We start from the raw sequence: 17457 nt of genomic DNA on the forward strand, positions 1-17457 counted from the left end.
CACATTATGAGATACAATGGAATTTCCGCTGTTTGACGCATCAACCGATTTTTCACGATGAGCGATACGAACCCGGACTCCAAGACATCCATTCAGGTGATCGAACGCATGATGCGTCTGCTGGACGCGCTTGCCAATCACACCGATCCGGTCAGCCTGAAGGAACTCTCGCACAGCACTGGCCTGCATCCGTCCACTGCGCACCGCATCCTGAACGACATGGTGCTCTGCCGGCTGGTGGATCGCTCCGATCCGGGCACGTACCGGCTCGGCATGCGGCTGCTGGAACTCGGCAATCTGGTGAAAGCGCGTCTGTCGGTGCGTGAAGCCGCGATGCCGCCGATGCGCGAGCTGCATCGGCAGACGGGTCAGACGGTGAATCTGTCCGTGCGACAGGGCGACGAGATCGTGTATATCGAGCGCGCGTATTCGGAGCGCTCCGGCATGCAGGTCGTTCGCGCGATCGGCGGGCGGGCGCCGCTGCATCTCACATCGGTCGGCAAGCTCTTCCTCGCCGCCGACGAAGCCGCTCGCGTGCGCGCCTACGCGATGCGCACCGGACTCTCGGGCCACACGCAGAACAGCATCACGGATCTCGCCAAGCTCGAACGGGAGTTGTCGTTCGTGCGCCAGCAATCGTGCGCGCGGGACAACGAGGAACTGGAACTTGGCGTGCGCTGCATCGCGGCAGGCATCTACGACGACACCGGCCGGCTCGTCGCGGGGCTATCGCTTTCGGCGCCTGCGGATCGTCTGCAGGACGCGTGGCTCAGGCAACTGAGCCACACCGCCCTGGAAATCTCGCGGTCGCTCGGCTATCACCCGGAAGCGTCGGCGGAAGGACAACGCGAAGCGCAACGCTGATCGCGACGACCAAAGAAAAAGCCGGATTCGTCTCTCGACGATTCCGGCTTTTTTGCGGCCCGGCCCGACGGCCGATCCCGGGGACGCGCTCAGGGATTAGCGCCGCCGCCCATGTCCGCGCTCATGATGCGCGGCTCGCCGAGCGTGTCGAGATACGACCGCAGGCGGCCAGCATCGGCGAAGCGCGAATACTTGCCATACGAATCCAGCAGCACCATGATGACCGGCCGGCCGTGCACGTTCGCCTGCATCACGAGACATTCGCCCGCCTCGTTGATGAATCCGGTCTTCTGCAAGCCGATATCCCACGACGCATTGCGAACCAGCGCATTCGTGCTGTTGTACGCGAGCGTGCGCTTGCCGGTGAAGACTTCGTAGCTGCGGTCCGTCGAGAATTTGCGAATCAGCGGATACTGGTACGCCGCGTTGACCATCTTCACGAGATCGCGCGCACTCGACACGTTCTGGCTCGTAAGACCGGTGGAATTTTCGAAGTGGGTATCAGTCATGCCGAGCGCCTTCGCTTTTGCATTCATCGCCGCGATGAACGCCGGACGCCCGCCGGGGTAATAACGCGACAACGCCGCCGCCGCGCGATTTTCCGACGCCATCAGCGCGATATGCAGCATGTCTTCACGATTCAGCACCGAACCCACGGCGAGCCGCGAGCCCGTGTATTTCTCGTAGTCGCGGTCTTCGTCGGTCACCGTCATTTCTTCGGTGAGCGGCATGTGCGAATCGAGCGCGACCATCGCCGTCATCAGCTTCGTGATGGATGCGATCGGCACGACGGCGCGCGAGTTCTTGTCGAAGAGCGTCTCGGAGGTGTCCTGATCGACGACATATGCAACGCTCGACCGCAGCGCGAGGCTGTCGGGCGTATCGTGCAGACCGAACGCCTGCCCGACCGACGTCGCGCGCGGCTGGTACGCCACGGAGTGCACAGCAGCACGGCGCGCATGCGAGTCCATCCGGTAGTTCACGCGACGCTTGCGCGAGGCCTTGGGTGCGTCGTCGTCATCGGCCGCGGCGACCTTGGCCGCGCGCGCGCCCTTGCCGGCTTTCGCGACGCGAGCCGGCTTGGCGGACTTGCCTGCGGCTGCGGGCTTGGCGGATTGCTTGGCGGCCTTGCTGTGCGTGGTGGTTTTGGCGAGGGCTTCAGCCGGAGCCACTGCGAAGGATGTCGCGACGGCGAGCGATACGGCGAGAGACAATGCGGAGCGCAATGCCACGCCATGCACCACCTTTAGCGACGAAAACATTTCGGTTTTCATTAGTGTTCTGTTGGGCGGCTGGAGAGTACCGCCAAGTGTAGTGAAGCTGCGAAATTTAAGCAATATTAAGCACTTATCGACGCACGTTAATCCGTTTTGTAAGCGCCGATTGCTGATTTCTGAAACATTGGGCGCATCGATCGGCAAAAACGATCGAGCCCTGAGCAGCCGACACTGCGAAACCCGCGCTTTGACCCGCTGTTTCACGTGCTGTCGGCAATTCTTTCCCAAACTTGAGGCTCGACTTTAAGAACGGCGCTGGCGGGCTTGCTGCTAGCGGAGAGGAGCGCATGTCCTTCCCTCTCCCCGCGCCGGTGTGCACTGCATCGTCAGTCGAAATGTTAACGGTTCTTCAACAGTTTGGTGTACGGCAACGTCTTAAAAACAAGAACAGACGAGAAATATCTTAGCGATCGACGGAGCCCGTAATCGGGCAGAAGCGGCGAAGTTGCTGCTTTTCGGCAATTCAGCATGGTGCATGAGCTGCACCTCTTGCCTCTGGAACGTTCGAACCTTTGTACTTAAACTCTTGTTTAACAAGGGTTTTCCACTATTTGTGCATCGCACAAAAAGCCCTTGACATCGATAGGAATATCTCTAAAATGGGCTTCATGTTGCGACGCACCAATCGAAGGTGCACCATCTGGCAGCAAGTTGCTGCAACTATCAAACCACGACCCGCCGTGATGGGTCGGCAATAAGGAGCCTGAGATGACGCTGTTGACCCCCGAGCAAATCGCCGCTGCGCAGAAAGCCAACTTCGACACGCTGTTCGGTCTGACGAACAAGGCGTTCGAGGGCGTCGAGAAGCTCGTCGAACTGAATCTCCAAGTCGTGAAGTCCACGCTCGCCGAAAGCCAGGAAAACGCGCAACGCGCCCTCTCGGTGAAGGACGCGCAGGAACTGCTGGCGCTGCAGGCCAGCCTGACCCAGCCGGTCGCCGAGAAGGTGCTGTCGTACGGCCGTCACCTGTATGAAATCGCATCGGCCACGCAAGCTGAGTTCGCCCGCGTCGCGGAAGCGCAGTACGAAGAGCAGAACCGCAAGGTCCAGACGCTGGTCGACAATGTTGCGAAGAACGCGCCCGCTGGTTCGGAAACGGCTGTCGCCGTGATGAAGTCGGCCATCACCGCCGCGAACACGACGTACGAAACCGTCCACAAGGCAACGAAGCAAGCTGTCGAAATCGCGGAAAGCAACTTCAACGCCGCCGCCACGGCTGCCACGAAGGCTGCGACGCAAGCGACCGAGCAAGCTGCTCGCACCGCTGCAGTTTCGGCAAAGCGCACTGTCGCGTAAGACATCGGCCAGGCATGCTTCGGCATGCGACGGTTGAAACAAGAAACCCGGCTCCGGCCGGGTTTTTTTTTTGCACGGCGAGTTCGGCATAAAAAAAGGCGCGTCCCTTTGCAGGAACGCGCCTTCGTGCGTCAAACGACCCGCGAGATTACTTCTTCCGCTGCGGCGGCAGATCCGTGCAGACGCCTTCGTACAACTCAGCCGCCATGCCGACCGATTCACCGAGCGTCGGATGCGGGTGAATGGTCTTGCCGATATCCGTCGCATCCGCGCCCATCTCGATGGCGAGACACACTTCGCTGATCAGATCACCCGCATTCAGCCCGACGATCCCGCCGCCGATCACGCGATGCGTCTCTTCGTCGAAGATGAGCTTCGTGAAGCCTTCGTCGCGGCCGTTCGCGATCGCGCGACCGGACGCCGCCCACGGGAACACCGCCTTGCCGTACTTGAGGCCTTCGGCCTTGCACTGTTCCTCGGTCTTGCCGGCCCACGCCACTTCCGGATCGGTGTAGGCGACCGACGGAATCTGCATCGCGTCGAAGTACGCCTTCTCGCCGTGCGCGGCTTCCGCCGCAACGTGGCCTTCGTGCACCGCCTTGTGCGCGAGCATCGGCTGGCCGACGAGATCGCCGATCGCAAAGATGTGCTCGACGTTCGTGCGCATCTGCTTGTCGACGTTGATGAAGCCGCGATCCGTCACGGCCACGCCCGCCTTGTCCGCGCCGATCTTGCCGCCGTTCGGGCTGCGGCCGACGGCCAGCAGCACGAGGTCGTAGCGCTGCGGCTCGGCCGGCGCCTTCTCGCCTTCGAACGTGACGTAGATGCCATCGTCCTTCGCTTCGGCCTTCGTGGTCTTCGTCTTGAGCATCACGTTGGCGAAACGCTTCGCGTTGAACTTCTCCCACACCTTCACGAGATCGCGGTCCGCGCCGACCATCAGGCCGTCAAGCATTTCAACCACGTCGATCTCGGCGCCGAGCGTCGAATAGACCGTGGCCATTTCGAGCCCGATGATGCCGCCGCCCACCACCAGCATGCGCTTGGGCAACTGGCGCAGCTCGAGCGCACCGGTCGAATCGACAACGCGCGGGTCATCCGGGAAGAACGGGAGCTTCACCGCTTGCGAGCCGGCCGCGATGATCGCCTTCTTGAAGCGCACGACTTTCTTGCCGCCGTCGCCCTGCACTTCCATGTGATGCGGATCGACGAACGTGCCGACGCCCGTGACCACCTGCACCTTGCGCGCCTTCGCCATGCCCGCGAGACCGCCGGTCAGCTTCTTGACGACGCCTTCCTTGAAGCCGCGCAGCTTGTCGAGGTCGATCTTCGGCTCGCCGAAGCTGATGCCGTGCGATGCCAGCGCGGCCGCCTCGTCGATGACGAGCGCGGTATGCAGCAGCGCCTTCGACGGAATGCAGCCGACGTTGAGGCACACGCCGCCGAGCGTCGAATAGCGTTCGACGAGCACGGTGTTCATGCCGAGATCGGCGGAACGGAATGCCGCCGAATAACCGCCGGGGCCCGCGCCGAGCACGAGCATGTCGCATTCGACGTCGGCCGAACCCGAATAGCTGCCCGCTTGCGGCGCGGGCTCGGCGCTCGCCTTCTCGGCCGGTTGCGGCTGGGCGGCGGCGGGCGCGGTCGGCACATACGTCGTGCCGCCGCCCTGCGCGTCGAGCGTCAGGATCGGCGTGCCTTCCGACACGTTGTCGCCGACCTTGACCTTCAGCTCCCTGACCGTGCCCGCTGCGGGCGACGGCACGTCCATCGTCGCCTTGTCGGATTCGAGCGTGACGAGCGACTGCTCCTTCTCGACCGTATCGCCCGGCTTCACGTGAATTTCGATGACCGGAATATCCTTGAAGTCGCCGATATCCGGGACCTTCACATCCTGCGCCGCGCCACTCGATGCGGCCGGCGCCGCCGGCTTCGCGGTCGACGCCTCTTTCGGCGCTTGCGCCTGCGATGCGCCCGCGCTCGCGCCTTCGGTTTCGATCATCGCGATGACCGAGCCCTGGCTCACCTTGTCGCCCTGCCTGACCTTCACTTCCTTGATGATGCCTGCGACATCGGCGGGCACTTCCATCGTCGCCTTGTCGGTTTCGAGCGTGATGACGCCCTGTTCCTTTTCGATGACGTCGCCGGGCTTGATATTGACTTCGATGACATCGACATCGGAGAAGTCGCCGATATCGGGTACTTTTAGTTCGACGAGACTCATGTTGTCCCCTAAGAGATGTGCGGATGGAACCTCGAGGCAAGCCCGAGGTTCCGCCGTCGGCCGGATCCGAAGATCAGAGAATGACGCGACGGAAATCGCCCAGAATCGCCGACAGATACGCGTTGAAGCGCGCAGCGGCCGCACCGTCGATGACGCGATGGTCGTACGACAGCGACATCGGCAGCGTGAGGCGCGGCACGAACTGCTTGCCGTCCCACACCGGCTTCATCTGACCGCGCGAAAGGCCGAGAATGGCCACTTCCGGCGCGTTGATGATCGGCGTGAAGTGCGTCCCGCCGATGCCGCCCAGCGACGAAATCGAGAAGCAGCCGCCCTGCATCTGATCGGGCTTCAGCTTGCCGTCGCGTGCGAGCTTCGACAGTTCCGCCATCTCCTTCGCGATGTCGACGAGGCCCTTCTTGTCCGCGTCGCGGATCACCGGAACGACGAGGCCGTTCGGCGTATCGGCCGCGAAACCGATGTGGTAATACTGCTTGAAGACGAGGTTGTCGCCATCGAGGCTCGCATTGAAGTCCGGGAACTTCTTCAGCGCCGAGACCACGGCCTTGATGACGAACGCGAGCATCGTGAACTTGACGCCTGCCTTCTCGTGCTCCTTGTTGAGCTTGACGCGCAGTTCTTCCAGTTCGGTGATGTCCGCTTCGTCGTTGTTCGTGACGTGCGGGATCATCACCCAGTTGCGATGCAGGTTCGCGCCGGAGATCTTCTTGATGCGCGAGAGCGGCTTCGGATCGACCGGACCGAACTTCGTGAAATCGACCTTCGGCCACGGCAGCAGGCCGAGTTCGCCGCCGCCACCGCCAGCCGGTGCGGCCGCCGCGGCGGGCGCTGCGCCCTGGCCGCTCATGACGCCCTTCACGAACGCGGTGATGTCCTGCTGCGTGATGCGGCCTTTCGGACCCGAGCCCTTCACACGCGTGACATCGACGCCCAGTTCGCGTGCGAACTTGCGCACCGACGGCGACGCGTGACTCGACGTGCGCGTGCCGTCGCCGGCAGGCATCAACGGCGCTTGCGCCAGCGCGGACGGCGCTTCCTTCGCGGCTGCGGCGGGCGCGGGCTTCGCGGGCGCGTCGGGCGGCGGCTCGACCGCTTTCGCGGCTTCCTGCTTCGGAGCCGGCGCCGCGGCGCTCGCACCGTCGCCGCCTTCGAGCACGAGGATCAGCGATCCTTCGGAGACCGTATCGCCGACCTTGACCTTCAGTTCCTTGACCGTGCCCGATGCGGGGCTCGGCACGTCCATCGTCGCCTTGTCGGATTCGAGCGTGACGAGCGACTGCTCCTTCTCGACCTTGTCACCGACCTTCACGCCGATCTCGATGATCGGGATGTCCGTGAAGTCGCCGATATCCGGCACCTTCACTTCCACCGATCCGCCGCCCGGCGCTTGCGCGGCCTGCGCCGGCTGCGATTGCGTCTGCGTATGGGCGGGCGCTTCCTGCTTCGCGGGCGCAGCCGACGACGCCGACGACCCCGCGTTCACGCCGCTTTCCAGCACGACGATCAGCGTGCCTTCCGACACGTTGTCGCCCACCTTCACCTTCACTTCCTTCACCGTGCCCGCTGCGGAACTGGGCACGTCCATCGTCGCCTTGTCGGATTCGAGCGTGACGAGGGATTGTTCCTGTTCAACGACATCGCCCGCCTTGACCAGAACCTCGATCACGGGAATGTCCTTGAAATCGCCGATGTCCGGCACTTTGACTTCGATCGCTTGACTCATTATTAGTGTCTCCTGGGTTGCACACGGCCTCTTTCCGCTTCGGAAAGAGGCCGCATCACAACGCTCGGGGGCGATGCCTTTAGACGGTCATCGGGTTGGGTTTGGCCGGGTCGAGGTTGTACTTGCTGATCGCCTCGGCGACGACCTTGCGCTCGATCGCGCCTTCGTCGGCCAGCGCGTTGAGCGCCGCCAGCGTGACCCAGTAGCGGTCGACTTCGAAGAAGTGGCGCAGCGCCTCGCGCGTGTCCGAGCGGCCGTAACCGTCGGTGCCGAGCACCACGAACTTGTTCGGGACATAGCCGCGAATCTGGTCGACGAGCGCGCGGATGTAATCCGTCGACGCGATCACCGGGCCTTGTGCGCCCTGGAGCAGCTTCGTCACGTGCGGCACGCGTCGCTCTTCGGTCGGATGCAGCAGGTTGTAACGCTCGCAGTCCTGGCCTTCGCGCGCGAGCTCGGTGAAGCTCGGCACGCTCCAGAGGTCGGCGGAGACGCCCCAGTCGTTCCTGAGCAGTTCGGCAGCGGCGATGACTTCGTTGAAGATCGTGCCCGCGCCCATCAGTTGAACGTGCGCCTTGGCCGGCGCGTCCGCCTTCCGGAACGAGTACATGCCCTTGATGATGTCCGACGCAACCGACTCACCCTGCGGAATCGCCGGATGCTCGTAGTTCTCGTTCATCACGGTGATGTAGTAGTACACGTCTTCCTGGTCCTGCACCATGCGGCGCAGACCGTCCTGCATGATGACCGCGAGTTCGTAGCCGAACGTCGGGTCGTAGCTCACGCAGTTCGGCACCGATGCGGCCCACAGGAGCGAGTGACCGTCTTCGTGCTGCAGGCCTTCGCCGTTCAGCGTCGTGCGCCCCGCGGTGCCGCCCAGCAGGAAGCCGCGCGAACGCATGTCGCCCGCCGCCCACGCCAGATCGCCGATGCGCTGGAAGCCGAACATCGAATAGAAGATGTAGAACGGGATCATGATCTCGCCGTGCGTCGAATACGACGTCGCGGCCGCGATCCAGTCGCACATGCCACCCGCTTCGTTGATGCCCTCCTGCAGAATCTGGCCGGTCTCCGATTCCTTGTAGAACATCAGCTGGTCGGAGTCTTCCGGAATGTACTTCTGGCCGTCCTGATTCCAGATGCCGATCTGGCGGAAGAGACCTTCCATGCCGAAGGTGCGCGATTCGTCCGGCACGATCGGCACGACACGCTTGCCGATGGCCTTGTCCTTCAGCAGGATGTTCAGCACGCGCACGAAGGCCATCGTCGTGGAGATTTCGCGGCCTTCGCCCGTGCCTTTCAGGAGCGGCTCGAATGCGGACAGCGCCGGCACCGGCAGCGATTCCGCCTTTTCGCGGCGCGCCGGCAGATAGCCGCCCAGGTCCATGCGCTTCTGGCGCATGTATTCGAGTTCCTTCGAGCCTTCCTCGAACGTGAGATACGGCACGTCGACGATCTGCTCGTCGGTGATCGGCAGGCGGAACTGGTCGCGGAATTTCTTCAGCGTCTCGATCGGCAGCTTCTTCTGCTGGTGCGTGATGTTCATCGCCTGGCCGTGCTCGCCCATGCCATAACCCTTGATGGTCTTGGCGAGGATGACGGTCGGCGCGCCCTTCGTCCTGGTCGCGGCGTCGAATGCCGCGTAGATCTTGTGCGGATCGTGGCCGCCGCGATTCAGGTTCCAGATGTCGTCATCGGACCAGTCGGCGACGAGGGCCTTCAGTTCCGGCGTGTTGAAGAAGTGCTCGCGCACGAATGCGCCGGACTCCGACTTGTACGTCTGATATTCGCCGTCGACGACTTCCATCATGCGGCGCATCAGCGCGCCGGTCTTGTCGCGTGCGAAGAGCGCGTCCCAGCGGCTGCCCCAGATGACCTTGATGACGTTCCAGCCCGCGCCGCGGAATTCGCTTTCCAGTTCCTGGATGATCTTGCCGTTGCCGCGCACCGGGCCGTCCAGACGCTGCAGGTTGCAGTTGATGACGAACACGAGGTTGTCGAGCCGCTCGCGCCCGGCCATGCCGATCGCGCCGAGCGATTCCGGCTCGTCCGTTTCACCGTCGCCGAGGAACGCCCACACCTTGCGGCCTTCGGTCTTTGCGATGCCGCGCGCTTGCATGTACTTCATGAAACGCGCCTGATAGATGGCCATGATCGGGCCGAGGCCCATCGACACGGTCGGGAACTGCCAGAAATCCGGCATCAGCCACGGATGCGGATATGACGAGATGCCCTCGCCGCCCACTTCCTGGCGGAAGTTGTTCAGCTGCTTCTCGGTCAGGCGGCCGAGCAGGAAGGCGCGCGAGTACACACCCGGCGACGAGTGCCCCTGCACGAACACGAGGTCGCCGCCATGCTCTTTCGACGGCGCATGCCAGAAGTGATTGAAGCCGACGTCATACAGCGTCGCCGCCGATGCGAACGAAGCGATATGGCCGCCGACGTTGGTGTCCTTGCCCGCGCGCAGCACCATTGCGATGGCGTTCCAGCGCGTGTACGAGCGGATGCGGTGTTCGACGTCCTGATCGCCCGGGATCTTCGCCTGGGTGGCGACGGGGATCGTGTTGATGTACGGCGTGTTCGCCGAGAACGGCAGATGCTCGCCATGCACGCGAGCGAATTCGATTTGCTTTTCGATCAGGTAGTGCGCGCGGTCAGGGCCGACCGCCGAAATCACGCCATCGAGCGCTTCCAGCCATTCGGCGGTTTCCTGCGGATCGTCGTCTTTTGCGTTGGCGACATATTTGAGAACTTCGTCGGGTACAGCGGACATGCTCGTCTCCTGATGTGAGGAACGCTCCTAAACCGCCAACACACGCCCGCGCGAAAGCACAAAAGCGGGCACTGGCCGCGTGCCGGCAATTCTAAAGAGGGTCCAGAGCTTGAAGCAAGGAATTTTTCGAATCATGAGAGGCTATCTCATAATACGGAAAATTGCTGCAATGCACCGTCCGATATGGCTTTTCAACTCGGATAGTTCGTCTCCTTTTCTTGTAAAGGCCTCATTCTTAGCGCCTTTTTACGCCAATTAACAATCGGGTGCTGCGTTACAATCGCTCCCATGTTGACTGACCGGCTGATCAAACGCTCGGCGCGCGTCGCAAAGAAGCCTGCCGACTCGTCGCCCTCCCGCTGGCACCACGGACCGTGGTGGTCGAACTCCTATTTACTCACGCCGCTCATTTCGATCCTCGTTTTTCTGGTCGTGATGAGTCTGATCCTATGGAGCCTGAACCGGCGCGAGCAGCAGCAACAGGAAGACACGCTGTATCGCAATGTCGCGTGGGCGCAGCAGCAGATCCGTCTTTCGATGACCGCTGCGCAAGAACAAATCCAGGCCCTCGCACGCGACATCACGGGCGGACACGGCGACCCGCAGAACTTCCAGAACGCATCCACCGACATCATGCAGGGGCATCCCGAGATCCTCTACATGAACTGGTACACGAGCGAGCACAAGCCGCGCTGGCCCAATTCGCCGCTGCCGGTGCTCGGCTCGCGGCTCGCCAAGCCGAACGACACGCAAATGGACGAAGCCGTGCAGGCTGCGTTCGACGAAGCCCGCACCACGCGCCGCCAGGTCTACTCGCCCCTTCTTTACGACGACCTCGGCAACGGCTACATCACGCTGCAGACGCCCGTTTTCCGCGACCGCGAATTCCTCGGATCGATCGCCGCCGTGTTTTCGATCGAAGGCATTCTCAAGCATGACATTCCAGGCGAACTGTCGGCGAAGTACAAGATCTCCATCACCGATCTGAACAATCGCGAGCTCGCCACCACGTCGAGCCGCCCGCGCCTGCCGCGCGACATGTTCTACGACCTGCCGCTCGATCCGCCGGGTCAAGGGCTGTCGGTTCGCGTCTATTCGTATCCGCAGCTCACGAACTTCACCAATAACACGCTCGTGTGGCTCGTGGCGGGATTGTCGTGCTTCGTGCTGTGGAGTCTGTGGAGCCTCTGGAAGCACACGCGCCAGCGCTTCGAGGCGCAGCAGGCGCTCTATGCCGAAGCCTTCTTCCGCCGTGCGATGGAAAACTCCGTGCTGATCGGCATGCGCGTGCTCGACATGCACGGCCGCATCACGCACGTGAATCCGGCGTTCTGCCGCATGACGGGCTGGGACGAGAGCGATCTCGTCGGCAAGAACGCGCCGTTCCCGTACTGGCCGCGCGATGCCTATCCGGAAATGCAGCGCCAGCTCGACATGACGCTGCGCGGCAAGGCGCCGTCTTCCGGCTTCGAACTGCGCGTGCGCCGCAAGGACGGCTCGTTCTTCCACGCGCGCCTCTATGTGTCGCCGCTGATCGACAGTTCGGGGCGTCAGACCGGCTGGATGTCGTCGATGACGGACATCACCGAGCCGAAGCGCGCCCGCGAGGAACTGGCCGCCGCGCACGAGCGCTTTACGACGGTGCTCGAAAGCCTCGACGCCGCTGTGTCCGTGCTGGCCGCCGACGAAGCCGAGCTGCTTTTCGCGAACCGCTATTACCGGCATCTGTTCGGCATCCGTCCGGACGGCCATCTGCAACTGGCGGGCGCGGCGTTCGACGGCAGCAGCCACAGTTCGTCCGACACCATCGACATGATCGACACCTATGCGGGCCTGCCTACCGCCGCGCTTACCGAAAGCTCGGCGGACGCGCAGGAAGTTTATGTCGAAGGCATTCAGAAGTGGTTCGAAGTCCGCCGCCAGTACATTCAGTGGGTGGACGGCCATCTCGCGCAGATGCAGATCGCGACCGACATCACGCAGCGCAAGCAGGCACAGGAACTCGCGCATCAGCAGGAAGAGAAGCTCCAGTTCACGAGCCGCCTGATGACGATGGGCGAGATGGCGTCGTCGCTCGCGCACGAACTGAATCAGCCGCTCGCCGCCATCAACAACTACTGCTCCGGCTGCGTCGCGCTCGTGAAGTCGGGCCGCATGACGCAGGAAACGCTGTTGCCCGTGCTCGAGAAGACCGCGCAACAGGCGGTGCGCGCGGGGATGATCATCAAGCGCATCCGCGAGTTCGTGAAGCGTTCGGAGCCGAAGCGCCAGGCCACGCGCGTCGCCGATATCGTCGCCGATGCGGTCGGGCTCGCCGAGATCGAGGCGCGCAAGCGGAAGATCCGCATCGTCACGGAGATTCGCTCGCGCATGCCGGTGATTTACGTCGATCCGGTTCTGATCGAACAAGTGTTGGTCAACCTGTTGAAAAACGCAGCGGAAGCAATGCATGATGCGAAACCGAACGCCGTCGATCCGGTGATCCGCGTCGTCGTGTTGCGCACGGACGGCGGCTCCGTTTGCATCAGCGTCGTCGATCAGGGGCCGGGCGTGGACGAAGCCACCGCCGAGCGCCTGTTCGAGCCGTTCTACAGCACCAAGTCGGACGGCATGGGCATGGGTCTGAACATCTGCCGCTCGATCATCGAATCACATCGTGGCCGCCTGTGGGTGGTCAACAATGTCGATCCGGACGGCCACGTCACCGGCGCGACCTTCCATTGCAGCCTGCCGATCGGCGAGGTGGACGGCTCGCACGGATCGGGCTCGGGTGGCGATGCGAACGACGAACACACGAATACGAGACAACAAACAGTTACGGGAGAACTATGAGCAGTCCAGTCACCACTCAGGAAACCGTCTTTGTCGTCGACGATGACGAGGCCGTGCGTGATTCTTTGCGCTGGCTGCTCGAGGCGAACGGCTATCGCGTGCAGTGCTTTTCGAGCGCGGAGTCCTTCCTCGATGTCTACCTGCCGATCGCTCATTCCGGCGCCATCGCCTGCCTGATTCTCGACGTCCGCATGGCCGGCATGACCGGCCTCGAATTGCAGGAAAAGCTGATCACCGAGAATTCGCTGCTGCCGATCATCTTCGTCACCGGCCACGGCGATGTCCCGATGGCCGTCTCCACGATGAAGAAGGGCGCGATGGACTTCATCGAGAAGCCCTTCGACGAAGCCGAGCTGCGCAAGCTCGTCGAGCGCATGCTGGAGAAGGCGCGCAGCGAAAGCACCAGCGTGCAGCAGCAGCGCGCGGCCGCCGAGCGCCTCGGCAAGCTGACGGCGCGCGAGCATCAGGTGCTCGAGCGCATCATCGCGGGACGCCTGAACAAGCAAATCGCCGACGACCTCGGCATCAGCATCAAGACCGTCGAAGCGCACCGCGCGAACATCATGGAGAAGCTGTCGGTGAATACCGTGGCTGATCTCCTGCGTCTCGCGTTGTCCAACAAGCCGCAGCAATAAATAGCGCTTCAACGCGGCCGGCTTCGGATGCCGGCCGCGCCTCCCTTCGCCACTCTTCAACACGCTTGCGCATATCGCGCGAGTGTGAAACGCGACGTTTCGCGATTCGCGTTGACACCTGGCAACGCAGCCCCGTAAGTTGATCGAGCGTTCTCAAGAGGACCCGGTCATGCACGGCAACGCGCTCGCTGCTCTCACGCTCCTTCAGCAAACGTTTCCCGCTTCTTCCCTCGCCAACGCAAGTCGCGTTCGGTTCGCAGTTCGGCTTCTCATCGTTTCCATCGGCTCTCGACTTCATGGCTGCCTTTTGGCAGCGATGAGTCGACGCGCGCTCAGGAGGACATCGCCTTGAATAAGAAAACCAACCGATCGCTCGTGAGTCGCGGCTGCGCGGCGCGCGTGCTGGCGATAGCGGCGACGCTTGCCGCTGCGCCGCTCGCCGTGCTTCACGCGCCGCCCGTTCACGCTCAGGCGCAGGGCAACGCCCCGGCGCAGAAGCTCACGAACCAGCAGCTCGACGCCCTCGTCGCGCCCATCGCGCTCTATCCGGACGCGCTGCTTGCTCAGGTGCTGATGGCGGCGACGTATCCGCAGGACATCGAAGCGGCTGCGCAATGGTCGAAGGCCAATCCGAACATTAAGGGCGATGACGCCGTGAAGGCCGTGCAGTCGGAGCCGTGGGACCCGAGCGTCCAATCGTTGGTGGCGTTCCCGCAGGCGCTCGCGACGATGGCCTCCAGGCTCGACTGGGTCACGCAGCTCGGCAACGCGTTCATCGCGCAGTCGAGCGATGTGATGGATTCGGTGCAGCGCCTTCGCCGGTCCGCCCAGAGCGCGGGCAATCTCAAGACGACCGAGCAGCAGAAAGTGGTCGTCGAGCAGAGCACGATCCAGATCGTCCCGGCGAATCCCGAAGTCGTGTATGTGCCGACGTACAACCCGACGGTCGTCTATGGCGCGTGGCCTTATCCGGCGTATCCGCCCGTCTATGTCCCGCCGCCGCCCGGCTACGCGATCGCGACCGGTTTCGCCACGGGGCTCGCGTTCGGCGCGGGCATCGCGGTCGCGAACTCGCTGTGGGGCAATTGCGACTGGAATCGCGGGGACGTGAACGTGAACGTCAACCGCTACAACAACATCAACGTGAACAACCGCATCAATGCGAACAGTAACAACGTGCGCTGGAACCGCAACGATCCGCAGTTCAACCGGAACACGAACGTGAACCGGCAGAACCGCGTGAACAATCAGAACCTGGCGTCGGTGAATCGCGACCAGTTCCGCGGACGCGATCAGGCGCGCGCGCAGGCCGCGCAGACGCTGCAGCAGCGCACCGGGCAGAACATGAACCAGACGGCCAACCAGCGCGTGCAGAACATGCGCCAGGGCGGAGCGGGCAATGGCGACCTGCATCAACGGGCGCAGAACGTCAATCGCGACAACGCGCTGCGCGGCGCGGGCGATGGCAATGTCGCGCGGCAGGACATGCAGCGCGGACAGGCAAGCCGGCAATCGCTTGCGAGCGCACATCCGAACGCGGGCGGCGGGTTCGAGCGTCAGGGCAACGCAGGCGGCGGGATACAGCGCAGCGGCGGTGGCTTTCAGGGAGGCGGCGCAGGCGGCTTCCACGGCGGCGGCGGCGGCGGTTTTCACGGCGGCGGAGGAGGATTCCGCCGGTGATGATGAGACGAGCCCAGATACGCCAACCTGCAAGTCCGACCCCGGAGCCTCAGATGACTCGAACCACAACGCTGGCTGCATCGAAGAAAACGCTGCTATGCGCGACGCTCGCCGTCTCGCTGACGATGGCGGCAACCATCGCCCGTGCGCAGGCGCTCTACCCCACGCCCGATGCCGCCGCGCAAGCCTTCACCGACGCCGTCGCATCCAACGACGAAACCGCGCTTAAGAAAGTGCTCGGCAAGGATCACGCGCGCTACGTGCCGGCCGGCAGCGTCGGCGAGGACGATATCTATCAGTACCTCGCGTCGTGGGCGAAGGAGCATCGCATCGTCGAGGATAAGGAGCCGCTCGGCGGACGCAGAAGCGCGCACATCGAAACGGGCGACAGCGGCTGGACGCTGCCGATACCGCTCGTCGATACGGGCCGTGGCTGGCGCTTCGACATGCCCGCCGCGCGCGACGAGCCGCTGACGCGGCGCATCGGCCGCAACGAGCGATCGGTAATGCACGTCGCCCTCGCCTACGTCGATGCGCAGAACGACTATCGCAAGCTGATGAACCGCTACGCCGGCCGTTTCGTGAGCACGCCGGGCAAGCACGACGGCCTCTACTGGGACACCGCGCCCGGCGAGCCGGACAGTCCGCTCGGCCCGCTCGCCGCGACGATGCGCAACAAGACGCATCCGGGCGACGCGTACTACGGCTACCACTATCGCATCCTGACGGCGCAAGGCCCGCACGCGAAAGGCGGCGCGAAGAACTTCATGGAGGGCGGCGCGCTCGCGCAGGGCTTCGCCATGATCGCGTGGCCGGCCAGGTACGGCGAGACGGGCGTCATGAGCTTCATCGTCAATCAGGACGGGCAGGTCTTCGAGAAGAACCTCGGACCCGCGACCGCGCGCGTCGCGGCGTCGATCAAAGCGTTCGATCCGGATTCGTCCTGGCAGCCCGTTTCGCCCTGAGCGCGCCAGCGCCCCGCCCCCTGTCGCGTCGTCCGCCGCCGGACGCTGAAAAGCGCCCGGCGGTATAATCTCGCCCTTCCCCAAGGGCGCAACGCAAAGCGCCCGCGATGCCTGCAGCAGCCAGCCCTGCGCACGCGGCTCGCCAGTTCACGCCATCCGGCTCATCCTCACTGATTCGCCATGACTGCCCAACTCATCGACGGCAACTCCCTTTCCAAGACTCTTCGCGCCGATGTCGCCGCACGAGCCGCCGCCCTCACCGCTCGCGGCCACAAGCCGGGCCTCGCCGTCGTGCTCGTCGGCGACAACCCCGCGAGCGAAGTCTATGTGCGCAACAAGGTGAAGGCGTGCCAGGACAACGGCCTGCATTCGGTGATGGACCGCTTCCCCGCGACGCTTTCCGAGCGCGAACTGCTCGCGCACATCGACAAGCTCAATGCCGATCCCGCGATTCACGGCATCCTCGTGCAACTGCCGTTGCCCGCGCATATCGACAGCCACAAGGTCATCGAAGCCATCGCGCCGGAGAAGGACGTCGACGGTTTCCACGTCGCCAATGCGGGCGCGCTCATGACCGGCAAGCCGCTCTTCCGGCCCTGCACGCCCTATGGCGTGATGAAGATGTTCGAGGCGCACGGCATCGCTCTGCAAGGCGCGAACGCGGTGGTCATCGGCCGCTCGAACATCGTCGGCAAGCCGATGGCGCTCCTGCTGCTCGAAGCAGGCGCGACGGTCACGATCTGTCACAGCAAGACCCGCGACCTCGCGAAGCACACGCGCGATGCGGATGTGGTCGTGGCCGCAGTCGGCCGCCGCAACATCCTGACCGCCGACATGGTGAAGCCGGGCGCGACGGTCATCGACGTCGGCATGAACCGGGACGACGCCGGCAAGCTGTGCGGCGACGTGGATTTCGCGGGCGTGCGCGAAGTGGCCGGCCATATCACGCCCGTACCGGGCGGCGTCGGCCCGATGACCATCACGATGCTGCTCGTCAATACGATCGAAGCCGCCGAGCGCGCGGCGGCGGCGTAAGCGCACGCTCGGCGGGAGACCGCCAATCGTCCCCTTCCAAACAATCGATTGGTTTTTGGCCCTGCCGCCCCAATAATGTTCCGACAGGCATCTGAATGAAGCGGCGCGGCCCGTTCCGCGCCTGATCGAACT

At 63.5% G+C, this 17457-nt stretch carries 11 protein-coding genes; 7 read left to right on the forward strand and 4 right to left on the reverse strand.

All coding sequences use genetic code 11. The annotated features are described in order from the left end of the window. The first annotated feature begins 57 nt into the window (after positions 1-57). A complete protein-coding gene (locus P9220_RS12635; RefSeq protein ID WP_309765158.1) occupies positions 58-864 on the forward strand; it encodes an IclR family transcriptional regulator in 807 nt (268 codons plus the stop codon). Between the two features lie 89 nt (positions 865-953). On the opposite strand, the gene pbpG is transcribed toward P9220_RS12635, so the two are convergent. Next, on the reverse strand, positions 954-2138 hold the full coding sequence (gene pbpG / locus P9220_RS12640; protein ID WP_309765159.1) for a D-alanyl-D-alanine endopeptidase: 1185 nt from the start codon (positions 2136-2138) through the stop codon (positions 954-956). A 711-nt stretch (positions 2139-2849) separates the two neighbouring features. Here pbpG and P9220_RS12645 point away from each other — a divergent pair. Beyond that, positions 2850-3437 carry a phasin family protein gene (locus P9220_RS12645; protein WP_035970856.1) on the forward strand — a complete coding sequence of 196 codons (588 nt, stop codon included), beginning with the start codon at positions 2850-2852 and terminating at the stop codon, positions 3435-3437. 148 nt (positions 3438-3585) lie between these two features. On the opposite strand, the gene lpdA is transcribed toward P9220_RS12645, so the two are convergent. From lpdA to aceE, 3 genes are all read right to left on the reverse strand, one after another. Next, positions 3586-5661, reverse strand: coding sequence for a dihydrolipoyl dehydrogenase (gene lpdA, locus P9220_RS12650; RefSeq protein WP_404989540.1), 2076 nt, complete (start codon positions 5659-5661; stop codon positions 3586-3588). Between the two features lie 73 nt (positions 5662-5734). Beyond that, positions 5735-7405: a dihydrolipoyllysine-residue acetyltransferase gene (gene aceF / locus P9220_RS12660; protein ID WP_309765160.1), complete on the reverse strand. Its 1671-nt coding sequence runs from the start codon at positions 7403-7405 to the stop codon at positions 5735-5737. Between the two features lie 79 nt (positions 7406-7484). Further along, complete coding sequence (gene aceE, locus P9220_RS12665; protein ID WP_309765161.1) at positions 7485-10178, reverse strand: pyruvate dehydrogenase (acetyl-transferring), homodimeric type; 2694 nt, start codon at positions 10176-10178, stop codon at positions 7485-7487. Positions 10179-10466: 288 nt separating this feature from the next. Between aceE and fixL the strand changes: the two genes are divergently transcribed. From fixL to folD, 5 genes are all read left to right on the forward strand, one after another. Continuing rightward, complete coding sequence (gene fixL / locus P9220_RS12670) at positions 10467-13010, forward strand: oxygen sensor histidine kinase FixL (RefSeq protein ID WP_309765162.1); 2544 nt, start codon at positions 10467-10469, stop codon at positions 13008-13010. Continuing rightward, entirely contained in the window at positions 13007-13645 is a 639-nt protein-coding gene (gene fixJ / locus P9220_RS12675; RefSeq protein ID WP_309765163.1) for an oxygen response regulator transcription factor FixJ, read from the forward strand. Before fixL ends, fixJ begins: the two co-directional genes overlap by 4 nt. A 348-nt stretch (positions 13646-13993) precedes the next feature. Beyond that, a complete protein-coding gene (locus P9220_RS12680; protein WP_404980410.1) occupies positions 13994-15325 on the forward strand; it encodes a DUF3300 domain-containing protein in 1332 nt (443 codons plus the stop codon). Between the two features lie 53 nt (positions 15326-15378). Further along, positions 15379-16290 carry a DUF2950 domain-containing protein gene (locus tag P9220_RS12685; protein WP_309765164.1) on the forward strand — a complete coding sequence of 304 codons (912 nt, stop codon included), beginning with the start codon at positions 15379-15381 and terminating at the stop codon, positions 16288-16290. Between the two features lie 180 nt (positions 16291-16470). After that, positions 16471-17325, forward strand: coding sequence for a bifunctional methylenetetrahydrofolate dehydrogenase/methenyltetrahydrofolate cyclohydrolase FolD (gene folD, locus P9220_RS12690; protein WP_309765165.1), 855 nt, complete (start codon positions 16471-16473; stop codon positions 17323-17325). The last annotated feature ends 132 nt before the right edge of the window (positions 17326-17457 follow it).

Source organism: Caballeronia sp. LZ016 (assembly GCF_031450805.1).
Lineage (GTDB): Bacteria > Pseudomonadota > Gammaproteobacteria > Burkholderiales > Burkholderiaceae > Caballeronia.

What these genes read in the sequence shown, in the direction of transcription:
- P9220_RS12635 (WP_309765158.1), top strand. Translation starts at nt 58, where the DNA reads ATGAGCGATACGAACCCGGACTCCAAGACATCCATTCAGGTGATCGAA.
- pbpG (WP_309765159.1), bottom strand. Translation starts at nt 2,138, where the DNA reads ATGAAAACCGAAATGTTTTCGTCGCTAAAGGTGGTGCATGGCGTGGCA.
- P9220_RS12645 (WP_035970856.1), top strand. Translation starts at nt 2,850, where the DNA reads ATGACGCTGTTGACCCCCGAGCAAATCGCCGCTGCGCAGAAAGCCAAC.
- lpdA (WP_404989540.1), bottom strand. Translation starts at nt 5,661, where the DNA reads ATGAGTCTCGTCGAACTAAAAGTACCCGATATCGGCGACTTCTCCGAT.
- aceF (WP_309765160.1), bottom strand. Translation starts at nt 7,405, where the DNA reads ATGAGTCAAGCGATCGAAGTCAAAGTGCCGGACATCGGCGATTTCAAG.
- aceE (WP_309765161.1), bottom strand. Translation starts at nt 10,178, where the DNA reads ATGTCCGCTGTACCCGACGAAGTTCTCAAATATGTCGCCAACGCAAAA.
- fixL (WP_309765162.1), top strand. Translation starts at nt 10,467, where the DNA reads ATGTTGACTGACCGGCTGATCAAACGCTCGGCGCGCGTCGCAAAGAAG.
- fixJ (WP_309765163.1), top strand. Translation starts at nt 13,007, where the DNA reads ATGAGCAGTCCAGTCACCACTCAGGAAACCGTCTTTGTCGTCGACGAT.
- P9220_RS12685 (WP_309765164.1), top strand. Translation starts at nt 15,379, where the DNA reads ATGACTCGAACCACAACGCTGGCTGCATCGAAGAAAACGCTGCTATGC.
- folD (WP_309765165.1), top strand. Translation starts at nt 16,471, where the DNA reads ATGACTGCCCAACTCATCGACGGCAACTCCCTTTCCAAGACTCTTCGC.